Origin of the sequence: Amycolatopsis sp. BJA-103, from assembly GCF_002849735.1 — a bacterium.
Lineage (GTDB): Bacteria > Actinomycetota > Actinomycetes > Mycobacteriales > Pseudonocardiaceae > Amycolatopsis.
In genome coordinates this window covers 3,054,346-3,071,969 of record NZ_CP017780.1, presented here as the reverse complement: position 1 = coordinate 3,071,969, position 17,624 = coordinate 3,054,346, and the positions used below count along the sequence as shown (strand labels likewise).

Sequence of the window (17,624 nt, the reverse complement as noted above, 5' to 3'; positions counted from 1 at the left end):
TCGTCCGGCAGGTACTTCTGCGGCAGTCGTTGCAGTACCCCCACTTCGGATACCTGTATTCGTGGTGGGCTGATCCGGTCACCGCGAGTCGCCCGAATACAAGTCGCTGTCACAGTGACGATCCATTAAAGGAAAATGGTGAATTCTTCCCAAGATCTCGACGTTGGCTTGACCCCACCGTTACCGCAGGCGCGAAGCGAGGGACTGGTCGTCCGAAAATACGGTGGCTCGTCGCTGGCCACACCCGGAATGGTGAGCGAGGTGGCCGCCGAGGTGGCCGCACTCGTCGAAGCGGGGGATCGGGTGGTCCTGGTCGTGTCGGCCATGGGAGACACGACCGACCGGCTGATCGCCTTGGCCGGGGAGTTCGCGGAGCCACCGGCTCCACGGGAACTCGACCAGTTGATGGCGACAGGCGAACAGGTCTCCGCGGCGGTGCTCGCCTTGGCGCTGGCCGAACGCGGGGTCGAGGCCGTGTCGCTGTCCGGTGACCAGGCGGGGATCGAGGTGAGCGGCGAACCGGGAGCGGGAACGATCGTGCGGGTCGATCCCGGCAAGATCACCGCACGGCTGCGTGAAGCACAGGTCGTCGTGGTCGCCGGCTTCCAGGGACGTGACGAGAACGGGGAACTGCTGACTCTCGGCAGAGGCGGTTCCGACACCACCGCGGTCGCGCTCGCGGCCGCGCTCGGCGGTTCCGAATGCGAGATCTGCACCGATGTCCACGGTGTCCGCACGGCCGACCCCCGGATCGTGCCGGACACCCGGCCGGTCAGGACGATCTCCTACGACGCCATGGTCGAACTCGCCGGAGTCGGTGCCAGGGTGCTGCATCCCAGATCCGTCGAGCTCGCACGCCGACACGGCGTGGCGGTGCGCGTGACGCATTCTTCGGATCCCGGCCCCTCGACCGTGGTCACGGCGGGGGAATCGTCGCTGGAAGGCACTCCCCGGGTCATCGGCATCGCGCACGAGCGCGACGTGCGGCTGGTCCGGGTCCAGGTTTCGGCCTCCAGCCCGGACCACTACGCCAGGGTGCTCTCGATGCTCGCCCGGTGCGGGGTGAAACCGGACAACCTGAGCTGGCCCGATCCGGGGGAGCTGCGGTTCACCGTCCGGGGTACGGAGCCGCTCGGACCGCCGATCACCGAACTCGCGATGGAGCTCGACGCCCGTTCCACGGTCTTCGAGGAACTCGGCTCGGTTTCCGTGGTCGGCACGGCGCTGCTGGACCCACCCGGCTGTCTGCCCGAACTGCTGCGGGTCCTCGCCGACCACCGCGTCACCGTCCCGGCGATGACGACCTCGCAATCGCGGCTCACCGCCGTGATCCCGGCCGACGCCGTCGACGCGACCGTCCGCGCTCTGCACGACTCGTTCGGCCTCGCGGAGGACCGGACATGAGCCCGTACGGACAGCCGTCGGGTCTGTTCACGACCGACGGCCTGGTCCTGACGTGCGACGGCCACGAGCAGCAGGTCCGCTGGCGCGCGGGCGAGCGGCTCGAGCAGTTGTACGAGGGACTCTGCGACCGGTTGCACGCCGACGGACTCGGTGATCGCCTCGCGGTGGACGCCGGGAGCACGAAGCTCACCTTCGCCGGGTTGGACGAGCGGGCCAACCGTCTCGCCCGCCATCTGCGAGCACGGGGGGCGCGGCCCGGCGACCGGATCGGGCTCCTGTTCGACGAACCGGTCCATCCTTACGTCGCGATGCTGGCCGTGCTCAAGATCAACGCGGCGTATGTGCCACTGGACGTGGGGTTTCCGGACGACCGGCTGGCCTACATCGTCCGGGACGCCGGCGTCCGGCTGGTGTTGTCGATCTCCGGGCTGCGTGGCCGCTTTGAGCCGGACAGCGTCGGTCTGCTGTGTCTCGACGAAGACTCGGACCGGATCGCCGCACTGCCGGGCGACCGGCTCAGCGCGGACGAGAAGGGCGTCCCGACGGACGAACTCTGTTACGTCGTCTACACGTCCGGCTCGACAGGGCGCCCCAAAGGCGTGACGATCGACCACGCCGCGATCTGCAACTTCGTCCGCGTCGCCGCCGATGTCTACGGCATCCAGGACACCGATCGGGTGTACCAGGGCATGACGATCGCGTTCGACTTCTCGGTCGAGGAGATCTGGGTGCCGTTGCTGTGCGGCGCGACGCTCGTGCCGAAGCCCGGCGGCACCGGCCTCGTCGGCCACGAACTCCACGAATTCCTGCGGGACAACGAGGTCACCGCGCTGTGCTGTGTCCCGACGCTGCTGGCAAGCCTCGACGAAGACCTGCCGCGGCTGCGTTTTCTCCTCGTTTCCGGTGAGGCCTGTCCCGAAGACCTCGTCCGCCGCTGGTACCGCCCGGACCGGCGGTTCCTCAACGTCTACGGTCCGACCGAGGCCACGGTCACCGCGACCTGGGCGGTGCTGCGACCGGACCGGCCGGTGACCATCGGGGTGCCCCTGCCGACCTACTCGGTCGTCATCCTCGATCCGGACGAGCCGGAGGCGCTGGCGGCGGGCGAACTGGGCGAAATCGGTATCGCCGGGATCGGCCTCGCCGGCGGCTACCTGAACCGCTCCGACCTGACCGAGCGCGCGTTCATCCCGGACTTCCTCGGCATCGGGCACAACCCGTCCGGCCGCATCTACCGCACCGGTGACCTGGGCCGGGTCACCCCGGAAGGAGAGATCGAGTACCACGGCCGCGCCGACACGCAGGTGAAGATCCGCGGCTACCGCGTCGAGCTCACGGAGATCGAATCGGTTCTGCTGCAGATCCCCGGAATCGCCCAGGCGGTGGTCGAGACCCACCATCCGGAAGCCGGCAGGACCGAACTGGTCGCCTACTACAGCCTGCGACGCGACAGAGCGGACGTCGACCCCGGAGAGCTGCGTCGTCGGCTGGGGGAACTGCTGCCGGGATACATGGTGCCCGCCTATCTCGAACGGCTCGACCACATTCCCCTGACCCCGGCGGGGAAGGCCGACCGCAAGAACCTCCCGGCGCCGAGCAACCCACGGAGCGCGCCGAGCACCGCGGACTACGTGGCACCGGCCACCGAGACCGAACAGCATCTGGCGGAGGCACTGGGCCGCGTCCTCGGCGTGGAGCGGATCTCGGCGACGGGGCACTTCTTCGACGACTACGGCGCGGACTCGCTGTTGCTGGCCAAGTTCTGCGCGCAGATCCGTGAACGGGGTGAGGTCGCGCCGTTGTCGGCGAGGGACGTGTACCTGAACCCCACCGTCCGCGGCCTCGCGGAGTTGGTTCCCTCTTCGGTGCGGACCACGGTCGCCCGCGCCGAGGAGCCGCGCCGGGCGTCGACCGGGGCCTATGTCCTTTGCGGACTCTTTCAGCTGGTGGCCTTCCTCGCCTACGCCGCCGGTTCGGGCTGGATCCTGGACACGGGATTCGGCTGGGTCAGCGCGGCGACCGGGCTCGTCGACGCGTACACGCGCGCGGTCGGGCTCGGGCTCGTCGTGTTCACCGTCCTCTCCGTGGTGCCGATCCTGGCGAAATGGACGATCGTCGGCCGCTGGAAGAAGGGGGAGATCCCGCTGTGGAGCCCCGGCTATCTGCGTTTCTGGACAGTGAAGACACTGGTCCGGTTCAGCCCGCTGATGCTGTTCACCGGCACGCCGTTGTATTCCTGGTACCTGCGGGCGCTCGGCGCGGACATCGGCAAAGGCGCCGTGATCCTGTCCCGGAATCCACCGGTCTGCACCGATCTGCTCACTATCGGCGCAGGGGCCGTCATCCGGAAAGACGCCTTCTTCTCGTGCTATCGAGCGAGAGCGGGCTGGATCCAGACCGGCCGCGTCACCCTCGGCGAGAACGCCTTCGTCGGTGAGATGACCGTGCTCGACATCGGAACCGCGATCGGCGACGACGCGCAGCTCGGCCACTCGTCGTCCCTGAACGCCGGGCAGTCCGTACCCGACGGCGAATCCTGGCACGGCTCGCCCGCCCGTCTCTCCACAGTGGACTACCGGGCGCTCGGCACGGTCGCGCGCGGCGGGTTCAGGCCGTTCGTCTTCTGCGTTTCCAGCCTTCTGCTCCTGCTGCTGGTGACGCTTCCCGCGACACTGGGCGGCACGGATCTGATCGTCGACAGGCTGTTCACGGCGACGGCGGACTTCACCAGCTGGGCCTTCTACCGCGACCAGATCGCCGGTTCGGCGCTGCTGTACTTCGGGGGACTGCTCGCCGGGCTGGCGGTCGTCCTCACGATCCCGCGCCTGCTCAACCGGTTTCTCCGGCCGGACCGGGTCTACCCGATGTACGGCGCGCATTTCGGGATCCAACGGCTGATCGCACGGCTGACGAATCTGCGCGCGTACACCTACCTGTTCGGGGACAGCAGCTACATCGTGTACTACCTGCGGGCACTGGGATACGACCTGTCGAAGATCCAGCAGACCGGGTCCAACTTCGGAGTCGAGGTGAAACACGAGTCGCCGTTCCTCAGCACGGTCGGCACCGGGACGATGGTCTCGGACGGCCTTTCGCAGCTCAACGCGGACTTCTCCGCCTCGTCGTTCCGGCTGCGGCGGACGTCCATCGCGCCACAGGCTTTCCTGGGCAACGAAATCGCCTTCCCGCCGGACGCGCGGGTCGGCCGCAACGTCCTTCTCGCCACCAAGGTCCTCGTTCCCCTGGACGGGCCGGTCCGGGAGAACGTCGGCCTGCTCGGGTCACCCGCTTTCGAGATCCCTCGGAACGTTCGCCGTGACACCGGGTTCGAGCACCTCAGCACGGGAGAGGGCCTGCGCCGGAGCCTGCTGGCGAAGAACCGGCACAACATCGCCACCATCCTCGTCTATCTGCTGGTGCACTGGCTCCACCTGCTCGGTATCACGCTCATCGGGACCGCGGCCAGTGTCGCGCACGACCGGTTCGGCTCGCTCGCGGTCGGCGGCGGCATCGTGGCCTCGCTGGTGTTCTCGGTCGGGTTCCTCATGCTGGCCGAGCTCGCCGTGCAGGGCTTCCGGGCGTTGAGACCGCGGTTCTGCTCGATCTACGACCCGGTCTTCTGGCGGCACGAGCGGTACTGGAAGCTCAGCCCCGCCCGCTACCTCGCGTTGTTCAACGGGACTCCGTTCAAGAACATCCTTTGGCGCTGTCTCGGCGTCCGGATCGGCCGCCGCGTCTTCGACGACGGATGCGCGATCCCGGAACGGTCCCTGGTGAGCATCGGTGACGACTGCGTGCTGAACCTGCACACCGTCCTGCAAGGACATTCGCTGGAGGACGGCACGTTCAAATCCGACCACATCGCCATCGGCGCGGGATGCACGATCGGCACCGGGGCCTTTGTCCACTATGGAGTGACGATGGCCGAAGGGGCGATCGTCGAGGCGGACGCGTTCCTGATGAAGGGCACCACGACCCCGGCACGAACCCGCTGGCACGCCAATCCGGCGGTCGAACTCGACACGGCGGAAGAGATCACCGCGGCAAGGAGGCTGCCATGACCCACACCCCGACGGCGAGACCGGCGCTGGCGCCGCGAGTCGACTGCGACCTGCCGGGACCTCGCTCGGCCGAGTTCCTCGAACACCAGCGACAATGGGAATCCAGCGCGCGGGCTTATCCGCGCAACCTGCCGATCGCGATCGCCGGCGGGGAGGGTGATTACCTGTGGGACATGGACGGGAACGTCTTCATCGACTTCCTGGCCGGTGCGGGAGTGCTCTCCCTGGGGCACAACCATCCCGAGCTGGTGCACGCGGCCACCGAACAGTTGCACGTGCTCACCCACGGCCTGGACTTCCCGACACCCGCCAAACGTGAGTTCGTCGACGCCCAGCTGTCCATGCTGCCGCCGGACCTGCGGTCGCGGATGCGGATGCACTTCTGCGGTCCCGGCGGGGCCAACGCCGTGGACGCCGCGATCAAGCTCTGCAAGACCGTGACCGGACGCGGCGACCTGGTGTCCTTCCAAGGCGGGTTCCACGGCTCGAGTCATGCCGCGATGGCGTTGACCGGCCTCGTCGCCCAGAAGCGGCCGATCGCCAACGGCGTGCCAGGTGTGCATTTCTTCCCGTACTCCTACTGCGCCCGCTGCCCGGTGGGGCTCTCGCCGGACAGCTGCGAAACCAACTGCGTGGGCCTGCTGGAGCGGTCCCTGCGCGATCCCAACGGCGGCATTCCCCTCCCCGCCGCGGTGATCCTGGAACTCGTGCAGGGAGAAGGCGGGGTCATCCCGGCCGACCGCGACTTCGTGCGGCGTGTCCGCGCGCTGACCGCGGAGCTGGACATCCCGCTCGTGGTCGACGAGGTGCAGACCGGCTGCGGGCGCACGGGAACCTGGTTCGCGTTCGAGCATTACGACATCGAGCCCGACGTCATCATCGCCTCGAAGGCCCTGAGCGGGATGGGTCTGCCGGTGGCGGTCATCTTCTACGACCAGCGGCTGGACGGCTGGGCGCCCGGTGCGCACACGGGCACCTTCCGGGGGAACCAGGCCGCCTTCGCGGCGGGGACCGCGGCCGTCCACGTCGTCCGGCGCGATGACGTGCTGGGCAACGTCCGGCACCGTGGACGGCAACTCGAAGGACGGCTCGGTGCCCTGCGGGGTCATCCGTGGGTCCGTGAGGTTCGCGGCCTGGGCCTGATGTGGGGGATCGAGCTGGCCGACCCCCGCGACGGCCGCCCGGCGGGCGGCTACGCCCGCGCCGTCCAGGCGTACGCGCTGCGGCGGGGGCTGATCATCGAGCTCGGTGGCCGCGACGACAGCGTGATCCGGCTGATGCCCCCGCTCACCGTGACCGCCGAGGTGATCGAACTCGCCGCCACGATCCTGCTCGACGCCATCGGGCACTGTGAGGAGGCCGTGCGCTGAGGTGAGTGTCCGTGAAGGCCTCCTTCCCTACCTTGAGGGTAGGGAAGGAGGCCTTCACGGACAGTCGTGGCCCGCGACACCGCGACTGGTATTATTATACCGCCAGCTGCTATGGTGGCGGTATAATAATACCAACCCTGTGACGCGAGGTTTCCGTGATCGAACTGAAGACGCCCGCTGAGATCCAGCGCATGCACGTGACCGGGCGTTTCGTCGCCGAGGTGCTCACCGAGGTCGGCGAGCTCGCCGCCGTGGGCGTCAACCTCATGGACCTGGAGCACCACGCGCGCGGCATGATCAAACGGCGTGGCGCGGAGTCGTGCTACTGGGACTACGAGCCGTCCTTCGGCAAGGGCCCGTTCCGGAACGTCATCTGCCTGGCGGTCAACGACGCCGTCCTGCACGGCCTGCCCCACGACTACACGCTGCGCGACGGCGACGTGCTCACGGCGGACCTCGCGGTCAAGATCGACGGCTGGGCGGCGGACTCGGCGCGCACGGTCATCGTCGGGACCGCCGCCGATGAGGATCTGCGGATCATCCGTGCCACCGAGGAAGCGCTGGAGGCGGCGATCGAGCAGGCTCGCCCCGGCAACCGCCTCGGTGACATCTCTGCGGCCATCTGGGCGGTCGCCCGCGACTACGGCTATCCCGTCAACACCGAGTTCGGCGGGCACGCCATCGGCCGCGAGATGCACGAGGAGCTCCACGTTCCGAACAAGGGCAAAGCGGGACGCGGGCTGACACTCAAGCCGGGGCTGACCCTCGCGCTCGAACCGTGGTTCGCCCGCACGACCGACAAGATCGTCTTCGACGACGACGGCTGGACCATCCGCTCGGCCGACGGTTCGCGCACCGCCCACTCCGAGCACACCGTGGCCATCACCGAAGGCGACCCCTTGGTGCTCACCCGGCGAGACCAGGAAGTTCGGTCGTCCACAAAGGATTCTTGAGTCGCTTGCCTGTTCGGGTAGCGTCGTTTCACGGAACAGGCAGCGTCACGGTCTTTCCGTTCCCTGTCGCCGGTCCGTCGATAGCCTTCCTCGGGAACTCGTTCTCCCAGAAGTTCTTCTGAGGAAGGAAATCCAGTCACCATGCGAAAGAGTCTCAAGAGGCTTGCGGTCGTCGGCGCGGCCGCCCTTGGCCTGGTCGTCGCGGTTCCGGCGAGCCCCGCCTTCGCCATCAGCGAGGTCGGCTGTGGCAACAGGGACGACTTCGTGAAGCTGGACATCTCGTTCGGCAACGGGATGGGCACCAACAAGTGCTTCGCCAACGGCGGCGTCACGGGCACGAACATCGGTGGTGTCTACAACATCTACTCGGGCAACAACAAGGCGACGGTCAACTACGAACGCAACGGCCGGTACGAGTCGACGACCCTCGGGTACTGGCAGGGCGTCGGCTTCCCCGGCACTGTCAGGGTGTACGAAGTGCGCATCTGGTGACGACAGGCTGAGTCTGCGACATGGCCAGGGCCGGGCGGTGGACATCGTCCGGCCCTGCGTTCGCGTATGGACCCCTCCTCGGGAAAAATCGGCGAAAAATCCGAATACGGCCCGTCACTGACGGTGCGGCCGTTAGAGTGAGCAGTCGCCGTAGTCGTCACCCTTGAGGAGTAGCAGGCCATGATCGCCGAGAGCGCGCATCAGCAGAGCGTGACCTTCCCGCAGGAAGCGACGCCGATCTTCGATCTGGTCGCGAAGATGGTGTTGCGGAAGCAGGCCGAAGGCGAGCGTGACCTCGAGCTCGAAGCCGGTCTCGCGACTTCGGCTTAGGCTGAGGTCAATCGGCCGTCGTACCCGAGGCGTCGAGGTGGACACGGAGGTCGGCGGCGGTGCGGCGGGCGTGGGCAAGGCCGTCGAGGATCCACTCCGGGGGTTGCCTTTCGTTGGTCGCGATCCGCTCGTAGGCGGCGACCAGCCTTTCCGCGATCTTCAGCCGGGTGTCCGCACTCGCCGACTCGTACCCGGTCTCGTCTTGCCCTGAAGGCATCGTGACGAGGGCGAGGTGTCCGGACGGCGGGGGAGTCGCTCCCGCCGCGGCTTGGGTGGCCGGGCCGGGATCGTCGGGCTCCTGTTCCGGGATCGGCAGCCGCCGGATCTGGAAGGACGTCTGTCCAGTGTGTTCCGGCACGCCGACGCGCCGGGAGTCCTGCGAGGGGAACGGGTCCGCCCGAAACCGCGCGACCGTGGGCCAGTACCGGGCCCGGGTGGACTGCGGTGTCGCTCCGTCGAGCGTGTTCGCGATCTCCGGCCAGGTCTTCCCGTCGAGCCTGGCCGCCACCACGGCCGCGTCGAGGACCTGCTGAGCCATCCCGATCAGGCCGGATCGGTCCCGCGTGTCCTGGCCTGGCCGGGCGGCGCTCACGGCGAGGTCCGCCAGCTCGGCGGCCCGGGCCGCGAGCACCAGATGAGCCCTGGTGGCCGGGGTGGAGCCGGAGCGATGCGTGGTCACCGGCCGCTCCTCGCGCCGATGTCGTGCCGTCGGGGCGTCGACAAGAGGCTCGCGGGATCCCGCATGCCGTGGCTCACAGGTGTTCTCACCTTCTCTGGGTTGTGCAGACTTGCATAAGTATGCAATTTACGGATGTCATGCCCTGATCGGGTGTGGTCGGGGCGGTTCCGCGCGGGGTGTTGTTCGGCCGGCGGCGTGGTCGGGCACGATCGGTGTCATGCGGACGGCCGGATCGACCCTTCTCCATGCGGCGGAGGGATACCGATGAGCAAACCCCTGTATCAGGTGAAGGCGGAATTCTTCAAAACGCTGGGCCATCCCGTTCGGATCCGGGTGCTCGAACTACTCAGCGAGCGAGACCATCACGTCTCCGAACTGCTCGCCGACCTCGGCATCGAACCGGCCAACCTGTCCCAGCAGCTCGCGGTGCTGCGCCGGGCCAGACTGGTGGTGCCGCGCAAGGACGGCACGACCGTGTCCTACTCCCTGACCAGTCCGTCGGTGGCAGAACTCCTCGCCGTCGCGCGCGGAATCCTGACCAGCGTCATCACCGGCCAAATGGAATTGCTCGACGATCTGCAGAATTCCGCCAGCCTTCCCGGCGATCCGAATTCGTCCGAAAAGGGATAGGGAATCACGCGGGCCGACCTTGCGAACCATTGTCGGCTTCGGCGTGTCGCTCTTTCCGTTCGGAATTGTTCTCATCGCTGGGGAGGAGCGTACTGTTCCCGGAGGTCGCCCTTCTCGTCTCGTCGACCACCGAGTCGAAGATGGGGGTCCCGCACAGCTCCACATGGTCCTCCGTGATTGCGCAGTCGTCGTGCTCGGTCATCTTGCCCTGGAGTGGTTCTTCGATCCAGCTCCACCGGACAATGCACTCGATAGAGCTCACCCTGGCGGGTGAGCTATTCGTTCAAGTGAAAATCAAGTGCGGGACAGGGCGTTTCCGGGCGCCCGGTTTACGGAAACAGTAATTCCGTTTCCGCTCGGCGCGGGAAAAGGATTTCACCCGCCGCCGGCGAACTCGACCCGGTAGCGGGTCGGTGTGGTACCCAGCGCCGCGGCGAAGTGCTCCCGGAGCCGGGCTGACGTGCCGAAACCGGACTGCGCGGCGACGGCGTCGACGCCGAGCGCGGTCGTTTCCAGCAGGTGCCGGGCTCGCGCGAGGCGTTGCGCGACAAGCCAGTTGTGGACGGTGGTCCCGGTCCTGGCGCGGAAGGCGCGGGTGAAGGTGCTCCGGCTCATATGCGCCTGGGCGGCGAGCCTGTCGATGCTCTGCGGGGTGTCCAAATGGGCCTGCGCCCAGCCCATGACCTGGGTGAGGGGGTCTTCGTCCGGCGCGGGCACGGGAAGTTCGATGAACTGGGCCTGGCCGCCGGGGCGGTGTGGCGCGGCGACGATGCGGCGCGCGACGCGGTTGGCGACGACCTGGCCCGCCGTGCGGGCGAGCAGGTGGAGGCAGGTGTCGATTCCGGCGGTCGCGCCCGCGCCGGTCACGACGTCACCTTCGTCCACGTACAGCTCTTCGGGGCGCAGTTCCACCGACGGGAAGCGCCGCCGGAACGTTTCGACCCATTTCCAGTGGGTGGTCGCGGCTCGCCCGTCGAGGATGCCGGCGTCCGCGAGGGCGAAGACTCCCAAGCAGAGCCCGACGACAAGCGCTCCACGTTCGTGCGCGGCACGCAGTGCGGTGGACACGGGTGAGGGTGTCGGTGTTTCCGGGTCGGACCACCACGGCACGACGACCATGTCGGCCTCGGCGAGCGCGTCGAGACCGGCGGGGACTTCGATCGCGTAGCCGGCGCTCGTGGTGAGGCGGCCCGGCCGCACCGCGACGACCGTGAGCGGCCACGGCTCCATGTCGCCCGCCGGGGATTCCGGTCCCCAGACCAGTGATGGCACGGCGAGATGGAACGGGCTGATCCCCTCGAACGCGAGGACGGCCACCTTCGGAGCGCTCATCGATCCCTTCCTCGTGAACGTCGGCCGATCCCGACCAGAGCTGACCCGAATCCGTATCTCAATACGTGATCGGGTCAGCGATCATGGTAGCCGTACCCACGGAAAGCGAAGGAAGCACGATGACCAGCACCACTCTCCGCGAAATCAGCACCCTGCCGACGACCCCCGCCGCGCTTTCGGACGCGACGGTGATCCTCGTCGACTACCAGAACACCTACACGCGCGGCGTGATGGAGCTCGACGGCTGGGAGGCCGCGCTCGACGAGGCCGCCACTCTGCTGGCCCGCGCACGGGCCGAGGGCGCGACGGTCGTTCACGTCATGCACGACGGCGGCGAAGGCAGCCCGTACGACCTCAACCAGGAGATCGGCCGGATCCACGAACGCGTCGCCCCCGCACCGGGCGAGGAGGTCGTGGTGAAGACCGCGCCGAACTCGTTCGTCGGTACCCTGCTGGGTGAGCTGGTCGACGCCGCCGGGCATCAGGACGTCGTCGTGGCCGGATTCATGACCCACATGTGCGTGACGTTCACGGCGGAGGGCGCGTTCCTGCGCGGAAACACCCCGACCGTGGTCGCCGCCGCCTGCGCGACGCGCGCGCTCCCGTCCGTCGCCGGACCGGTGACCGCAGCGGAGCAGCATCGTGCCGCTCTCGCCACGATCGGTGATCTCTACGCCGTCGTCGTTCCGACTTCTGCGGAGCTCAGCGGAAGTAAGTGATTCCTGTCGCTCGGGCCAGAACCTGCGAAACGGGTCCGTCGCGTGGATCATGAACGTAGTCCCACCGCCGGAGTATCGAAGGGGTCGTGATGGCCAAGCCCAACGTCGCCGAGCAGTTCGTCCAAGTCCTGGTCCAGGCCGGGGTGGAACGGATCTACGGCGTGGTCGGGGACAGCCTGAACCCCGTCGTCGACGCCATCCGCCGCACGCCGGGCATCGAGTGGGTCCACGTGCGCAACGAGGAGGCGGGCGCGTTCGCCGCGGCCGCCGAGGCCCAGCTGACCGGACGGCTCGCGGTGTGCGCCGGCAGCTGCGGCCCCGGCAACACCCATCTGGTGCAGGGGCTCTACGACGCGCACCGCACCGGCGCGCCGGTGCTCGCGCTCGCTTCGCACATCCCGTCCGGTCAGATCGGCACCGGGTTCTTCCAGGAGACCCACCCCGAACGGCTGTTCGTCGATTGCAGCGGCTACTGCGAGCAGATCAGCCAGCCCGGTCAGATGCCCAGGCTGCTGCGCATCGCGATGCAACACGCACTGGCCCGCGGCGAGGTGTCGGTGCTGGTGCTGCCCGGCGACGTCGCGCAGCTCGAGGCCGCTTCGCCCACCGGGACCGGCGCGCCGGTCACCGAGCGCGGGACCGTCATGCCGCCCGAGTCCCAGGTGACGCGGCTGGCCGAGCTGATCAACGAGGCCGGAACCGTCACCGTGTTCGCGGGTGCCGGGGTGCGCGGCGCGCACGCGGAGGTGATGGAGTTCGCGGAGACGGTCCAGGCCCCGGTCGGCCACAGCCTGCGCGGCAAGGAATGGATCCAGTACGACAATCCGTACGACGTCGGAATGAGCGGTCTGCTCGGCTACGGCGCCTGCTACCGGGCCATGCAGGACGCGGATCTGCTGCTCCTGCTGGGCACCGATTTTCCTTACGACTCCTTCCTTCCCCAGGCCCGGACGGTGCAGGTCGACCACGACGCGACCCGGCTGGGCAGGCGTACCCCGCTGGAGCTGGCCGTGCACGGCGACGTGCGGGAGACCCTGCGCGCGGTACTGCCGCTCCTGCGGCGAAAAACCGACCGGGCGTTCCTGGACCGCATGCTGCGCGACCACTGCAAATCACTGGAAAACGTCGTCGACGCCTACACCCGCAACGTGGAACGGCACGTGCCCATCCACCCGGAGTTCGCCGCCGACCTCCTGGACGAGCTGGCCGCGGACGACGCGATCTTCACCGTCGACACCGGCATGTGCAACGTGTGGGCCGCCCGGTATCTCACCCCCAACGGACGCCGCCGGGTCATCGGGTCGTTCCTGCACGGCACCATGGCCAACGCGCTGCCGCACGCCATCGGGGCGCAGTTCGCCTATCCGGGACGGCAGGTCGTGTCGATGTCCGGTGACGGGGGACTGGGCATGCTGCTCGGCGAACTGCTCACCGTCGCCTTGCACGACCTGCCGGTCAAGATCATCACGTTCAACAACTCTTCGCTGGGCATGGTCAAACTGGAGATGCTGGTCGACGGTCTGCCCGACTATCAGACCGATCACCGCCCGGTCGACTTCGCCGCCATCGCCCGCGGCGCCGGTCTCCGCTCCGAGCGGGTGACCGACCCGACCCGGCTGCGCGCTGCCCTCAAGGAAGCGCTGAGCCACGACGGTCCCGCGCTGGTCGACGTCGTGACCGACGCGAACGCCCTGTCCGTCCCGCCGCACATCACCGCCGGTCAGCTCGGCGGATTCGCTTTGGCCGCGAGCAAAGTCGTCCTCGAGGGCGGTGTCGGCCGGATGATCGACCTCGCCCGCGCCAACCTCCGCAACATCCCCCGTCCCTGATCACCGGCCTCAGCGCAGCGGCCGGAACGTGGCGCGCAGGTCGCCGATCCACGCCTCCGGGTTCTCCCACGGTCCGAAGTGGCCACCTTTTTCGTGGACGTTCACCGCGCGAACATCGGCATAGAAGTGGCCTGCCCCCTTCTTGAACGCGGCGACGCGCTGATCGCGGTCGTGGGCTCCGGGCGGCGCGGCGTCACCGAGGTGGAAGGTGAACCCGGTCGGTGCCTCGACCGCCGGGGTCCGGTCGTGCGACGGCTGCCAGGGGTGGCGGTTGACGTTCTTGTAAGCACGGATCGACGAACCGATGGCCTGGTTGACCCAATAGATCGTCGCGTTGGTGAGGATGTGGTCCATCGGGTAGGAGTCCTCGAAAACCCCGTTCTGGTCGCTCCACTTCTTCCAGCGCTTCAGGATCCAGGCGAGCATCCCGACCGGGGAGTCGTTCAGGCCGTGCGTGATCGTCTGCGCGTCGAGCATGTGCGTCGCGACGTGGGACACGTAGGTGTCGACGAAGTTGACCATGTCGGCACGCGGACCCGGGGGCAGCTGGTCGATCGGCGCGCCACCGGTGAGGTCCCAGTGCCGGTCGCCTTGGAAGATCGAGAGCAGCATCTCGTTGCCGAGGTGCAGACCATGGAGCGAGCCGGCGTACTTGTGGCCGAGCTGTGCCCCGACCAGCGCGCCGTAGTCGGCCGCGCCGACCCCGAATCGCTGATGGCCGAGCACGCCGGTCATCAGCGTGTGGAACCGGTCGGCCATGCTGACGAAGTTCTCCTTGCCGTTGGTCAGCGGGGTGGAGAACGCGAATCCGGGCAGCGACGGGACGATGACGTCGAAGGCGTCCGCCGGGTCGCCGCCGTGGGCCGCCGGGTCGGCGAGCGGGCGGATGACCTTGCTCCAGTCCCAGAAGGTCCACGGCCAGCCGTGCATGAGCAGCAGCGGAATCGGCGCGGGCCCCTTGCCCGGCTCGCGGATGAAGTGCACCGGCGTGCCGCCGACGTCGACGCGATGGTGGGCATAGGCGTTCAGCCGGGCTTCGACGGCCCGCCAGTCGAAACCGTCGGCCCAGTACTCCACGATCGGCTTGAGGTAGGCGGTACTCAGCCCGAAGGCCTCGTCTTCGTTGTCGAGATCGGGCGCGAACCGGGTCGCCTTGAGCCGCGACCGGAGGTCGTCGAGGACGTCCTGCTCGACGTGGATGACGAACGGTTCGAGGGAGTCGGTCATGGTCTTTTCTCCTGAGGTCAGTAGGTCCGGTCCAGGCGGAGCCTGGTGATGCGGAGGTCTGCGATGAGCCAGCTCCCCGCAGACCGGGTGAAGCGCACCCGGTAGTGGCCGTAGCCGTGCATTCCGGTGGGTTCGCCGTCGGAACGCACGCTCGGCGAGGTGGTGACGAGGTCCTCCATGGCCCAGACGGCGGTGGCCGAATCTTCCGACTCGACGTCGACCTCGCTGGAGAAGAGGTGATGCACCAGCACGGAATCCGGGTGGTTGCGCGTTTTGAGACCGGCGGCGATTTCGTCGCGGCCCGTCATCCGCGCCTGAGGTGATCCGTCCACTGTGGAGGCGGCGAAGGGGGCGTCGGGCGTGAACAGCGCCGCGAGTTCGTCCCATCGATGGTGGTCGGCGTTGTAGACGTAGCGGGCCATCACGCGCCGTATGTCCTCCACCGCCACCAATCGGGCGAGGTCGTCCATCGATTCCCTTTCAGTCGGCCGAACTTGCCTGGCTCAACCGAGAATGCAGAAGAGGAAATGTACCGGCAAGTACACTCCTTGCCGGTGAAGTTTGTACTTGCCGGTACATTTTTCCGGACCTACGTTGGCGTCGACACCCGAGTTCCGACCCGAAAGAAGTCCCTGATGCACGCGATCCACATCCGTGAGTACGGCGGCCCGGAAGTCATGACCTGGACCGAGTTCCCGGATCCGGTGCCTGCCGCCGGTGAGGTGGGCGTGCGATTGAGGATGGCCGGGGTGAACTTCATGGACACCGGTGCTCGCAAGATGCCGTTGCCCACCTGGTCGGTGCCGACGGTGCTGGGTGTAGAGGGAATGGGAGTCGTCACAGAGCTGGGGGCGGGCGTCGAAGACTTCGCCGTCGGCGACCGGGTCGCCTGGCGCTATCACAAGGGCAGCTACGCCGAGCGGCTCGCCATCCCGGCCGAGGCCCTGGTGCGCGTGCCGGACGACATCGACGACGAGACCGCCGCCGCTGTACTGATGCAGGGGTTGACCGCGAACCACTTCACGACGGAGACGTACGCGATCAAACCCGGGGACGTCGCCGTGGTGCACTCCGCGGCGGGTGGTGTGGGCTTGATGCTGACCCAGCTGATCAAGGCTCGCGGCGGCACCGTCATCGGCCTGGTGTCGCGCGAGGACAAGGTTCCGGTGGCGAAGGACGCCGGCGCGGATCGGGTTCTCGTGTCCGCCGGTGGCGGCTTCGAGGACCGGATCCTCGAGTTGACCGGTGGCGAAGGGGCGCAGGTGGTTTACGACGGCGGCGGTGCGGCGACGTTCCGCTCGTCGCAACTGGCGCTACGCCGCCACGGGGTGCACGCCTACTTCGGTGTGGTGAACGGCAATCCCACGTTCCGCCCCGCCGAGCTGCCGAACAGCATCCTCCTGTCCTATCCGTCGGTCGTCGATCACGTGCCCACCCGTGAGGCGCTGGTGCGACGGGCGGGCGAGCTCTTCGGGTTCATCCGGAGTGGACAGGTGACGCCGAGGATCGGCGGCCGCTACGCCCTCGCCGATGCCGCTCAGGCCCACCGCGACCTCGAGTCCCGCAGCACCTCGGGAAAGCTGCTGCTCGCGTCCGCGACAATGGATCGCTAGGAGGTCCTGGTGCTCACGAAGAAAGGTGCCGCGACGCGGCAGCGGATCATCGAGGCCGCGGCGGACGAGATCCGCGAGAGCGGCGTGGGAGCGGCGACCCTCGACGACATCTGCCGTCGCAGCGGCACGGGCAAGAGTCAGCTCTTCCACTACTTCCCGGAGGGCAAGGAACAGCTGCTGATGGCCGTGGCCGAGTGGGAGGCGGCCCGGGTGATCGAGGACCAGCAGCCCTACCTCGGGCAGTTGACCTCGTGGGAGGCGTGGCGCCAGTGGCGTGACGTGGTGATCGAGCGTTACCGGCGGCAAGGGGTGCACTGCCCGCTCGGCGTGCTGATCACCGAGATCGGCAGGCATACGCCCGCCGCGCAGGCGGTCACCCGGCAGTTGCTCGAACAGTGGCAGCGCCAGGTCGAGGTGGGTATCGAGAACATGCGGGAGAGCGGCTCGATCAGCCGTGACATCGATCCGGTCCGCGCGTCGGCCGCGTTGATCGCCGCGATTCAGGGCGGGGTGACGATCCTGATGTCCACCGGAACCGCGGACCACCTCGAGGCGGCGCTCGATCTGTACCTGGACTATCTCCGTATTGGTGCACTCGTTTGAGGGGTAAGTCAAATGTGGCGTGCTCGGCAGCCCTGCGTGAGGCCGACTGTGTGGATTTGGGACGTTAGATGACCAGAAATCCACACAGTCCAGCGTGGCCGATCCGGTTCTGGTGGCCGGAGACGGGCAAACGTGTCGTGTTCGCGGGCGGGTCGTGCCGGGCTGAAGGCTCCCTTCGCCGCGTCCGATGCGGTGAAGAGAGCCTTCAGTGTCGCGGAAGCAGACCGGCCGCACCCCTTACTGTCCACACAGGACACTTCCAGGCGGGTAAATGTCTGATTGATGACGATATGTACGCTTTGCAAGCGGGTCCGCGAGTGGCAATGCGGGTTATTGAGGTGTAGGGCAAAGGTGGCGTTGTGGCTGAATCCAAGGTGAGCGA

General features: G+C 67.8%; 15 protein-coding genes. 11 read left to right on the top strand and 4 right to left on the bottom strand.

What is annotated here, in order from left to right; genetic code table 11:
* Positions 1-135: 135 nt before the first annotated feature.
* The 6 genes from BKN51_RS13245 to BKN51_RS43540 all read left to right on the top strand — a co-directional run bounded on the left by BKN51_RS13245 (position 136) and on the right by BKN51_RS43540 (position 8,610).
* Positions 136-1,404, top strand: coding sequence for an aspartate kinase (locus BKN51_RS13245; RefSeq protein ID WP_101607928.1), 1,269 nt, complete (start codon positions 136-138; stop codon positions 1,402-1,404).
* Positions 1,401-5,465, top strand: coding sequence for a Pls/PosA family non-ribosomal peptide synthetase (locus BKN51_RS13240; RefSeq protein WP_101607927.1), 4,065 nt, complete (start codon positions 1,401-1,403; stop codon positions 5,463-5,465). The genes BKN51_RS13245 and BKN51_RS13240 overlap by 4 nt, the downstream gene beginning before the upstream one ends.
* Entirely contained in the window at positions 5,462-6,835 is a 1,374-nt protein-coding gene (locus BKN51_RS13235) for an aspartate aminotransferase family protein (RefSeq protein WP_101607926.1), read from the top strand. Before BKN51_RS13240 ends, BKN51_RS13235 begins: the two co-directional genes overlap by 4 nt.
* Before the next feature lie 155 nt (positions 6,836-6,990).
* Positions 6,991-7,788: a type I methionyl aminopeptidase gene (gene map, locus BKN51_RS13230; RefSeq protein ID WP_101607925.1), complete on the top strand. Its 798-nt coding sequence runs from the start codon at positions 6,991-6,993 to the stop codon at positions 7,786-7,788.
* A gap of 141 nt (positions 7,789-7,929) precedes the next feature.
* Positions 7,930-8,280: a beta/gamma crystallin domain-containing protein gene (locus BKN51_RS13225; RefSeq protein ID WP_101607924.1), complete on the top strand. Its 351-nt coding sequence runs from the start codon at positions 7,930-7,932 to the stop codon at positions 8,278-8,280.
* A gap of 180 nt (positions 8,281-8,460) precedes the next feature.
* Complete coding sequence (locus BKN51_RS43540; protein WP_168214325.1) at positions 8,461-8,610, top strand: hypothetical protein; 150 nt, start codon at positions 8,461-8,463, stop codon at positions 8,608-8,610.
* 7 nt (positions 8,611-8,617) lie between these two features.
* On the opposite strand, the gene BKN51_RS13220 is transcribed toward BKN51_RS43540, so the two are convergent.
* Positions 8,618-9,289 (bottom strand): hypothetical protein, encoded by a 672-nt coding sequence (locus BKN51_RS13220; protein WP_101607923.1) that lies wholly within the window; start codon positions 9,287-9,289, stop codon positions 8,618-8,620.
* A 264-nt stretch (positions 9,290-9,553) separates the two neighbouring features.
* Between BKN51_RS13220 and BKN51_RS13215 the strand changes: the two genes are divergently transcribed.
* On the top strand, positions 9,554-9,919 hold the full coding sequence (locus tag BKN51_RS13215) for an ArsR/SmtB family transcription factor (RefSeq protein WP_101607922.1): 366 nt from the start codon (positions 9,554-9,556) through the stop codon (positions 9,917-9,919).
* A gap of 375 nt (positions 9,920-10,294) precedes the next feature.
* Here BKN51_RS13215 and BKN51_RS13205 read toward each other — a convergent pair whose 3' ends face one another.
* Complete coding sequence (locus BKN51_RS13205; RefSeq protein ID WP_101607920.1) at positions 10,295-11,251, bottom strand: helix-turn-helix domain-containing protein; 957 nt, start codon at positions 11,249-11,251, stop codon at positions 10,295-10,297.
* Positions 11,252-11,370: 119 nt separating this feature from the next.
* Here BKN51_RS13205 and BKN51_RS13200 point away from each other — a divergent pair, with 119 nt between their 5' ends.
* Together BKN51_RS13200 and BKN51_RS13195 are read left to right on the top strand one after the other, a co-directional pair.
* Positions 11,371-11,970, top strand: a complete 600-nt coding sequence (locus BKN51_RS13200; RefSeq protein ID WP_101607919.1) for an isochorismatase family protein — start codon at positions 11,371-11,373, stop codon at positions 11,968-11,970.
* An 89-nt stretch (positions 11,971-12,059) separates the two neighbouring features.
* Entirely contained in the window at positions 12,060-13,799 is a 1,740-nt protein-coding gene (locus tag BKN51_RS13195; protein ID WP_101607918.1) for a pyruvate dehydrogenase, read from the top strand.
* A 9-nt stretch (positions 13,800-13,808) separates the two neighbouring features.
* Here the strand turns inward: BKN51_RS13195 and BKN51_RS13190 are convergent, their stop codons facing one another.
* Together BKN51_RS13190 and BKN51_RS13185 are read right to left on the bottom strand one after the other, a co-directional pair.
* A complete protein-coding gene (locus tag BKN51_RS13190; RefSeq protein ID WP_101607917.1) occupies positions 13,809-15,026 on the bottom strand; it encodes an epoxide hydrolase family protein in 1,218 nt (405 codons plus the stop codon).
* 17 nt (positions 15,027-15,043) lie between these two features.
* Complete coding sequence (locus BKN51_RS13185; RefSeq protein WP_101607916.1) at positions 15,044-15,496, bottom strand: nuclear transport factor 2 family protein; 453 nt, start codon at positions 15,494-15,496, stop codon at positions 15,044-15,046.
* Between the two features lie 165 nt (positions 15,497-15,661).
* On the opposite strand from BKN51_RS13185, the gene BKN51_RS13180 reads away from it, so the two are divergent.
* Positions 15,662-16,639 (top strand): quinone oxidoreductase family protein, encoded by a 978-nt coding sequence (locus tag BKN51_RS13180; protein ID WP_101607915.1) that lies wholly within the window; start codon positions 15,662-15,664, stop codon positions 16,637-16,639.
* A gap of 9 nt (positions 16,640-16,648) precedes the next feature.
* Positions 16,649-17,242, top strand: coding sequence for a TetR/AcrR family transcriptional regulator (locus BKN51_RS13175; RefSeq protein ID WP_101607914.1), 594 nt, complete (start codon positions 16,649-16,651; stop codon positions 17,240-17,242).
* Positions 17,243-17,624: the final 382 nt, after the last annotated feature.

Coding starts and splice junctions, on each gene's coding strand:
- BKN51_RS13245 (WP_101607928.1), top strand. CDS start 136: ATGGTGAATTCTTCCCAAGATCTCGACGTTGGCTTGACCCCACCGTTA.
- BKN51_RS13240 (WP_101607927.1), top strand. CDS start 1,401: ATGAGCCCGTACGGACAGCCGTCGGGTCTGTTCACGACCGACGGCCTG.
- BKN51_RS13235 (WP_101607926.1), top strand. CDS start 5,462: ATGACCCACACCCCGACGGCGAGACCGGCGCTGGCGCCGCGAGTCGAC.
- BKN51_RS13225 (WP_101607924.1), top strand. CDS start 7,930: ATGCGAAAGAGTCTCAAGAGGCTTGCGGTCGTCGGCGCGGCCGCCCTT.
- BKN51_RS43540 (WP_168214325.1), top strand. CDS start 8,461: ATGATCGCCGAGAGCGCGCATCAGCAGAGCGTGACCTTCCCGCAGGAA.
- BKN51_RS13215 (WP_101607922.1), top strand. CDS start 9,554: ATGAGCAAACCCCTGTATCAGGTGAAGGCGGAATTCTTCAAAACGCTG.
- BKN51_RS13205 (WP_101607920.1), bottom strand. CDS start 11,251: ATGAGCGCTCCGAAGGTGGCCGTCCTCGCGTTCGAGGGGATCAGCCCG.
- BKN51_RS13200 (WP_101607919.1), top strand. CDS start 11,371: ATGACCAGCACCACTCTCCGCGAAATCAGCACCCTGCCGACGACCCCC.
- BKN51_RS13195 (WP_101607918.1), top strand. CDS start 12,060: ATGGCCAAGCCCAACGTCGCCGAGCAGTTCGTCCAAGTCCTGGTCCAG.
- BKN51_RS13190 (WP_101607917.1), bottom strand. CDS start 15,026: ATGACCGACTCCCTCGAACCGTTCGTCATCCACGTCGAGCAGGACGTC.
- BKN51_RS13185 (WP_101607916.1), bottom strand. CDS start 15,496: ATGGACGACCTCGCCCGATTGGTGGCGGTGGAGGACATACGGCGCGTG.
- BKN51_RS13180 (WP_101607915.1), top strand. CDS start 15,662: ATGCACGCGATCCACATCCGTGAGTACGGCGGCCCGGAAGTCATGACC.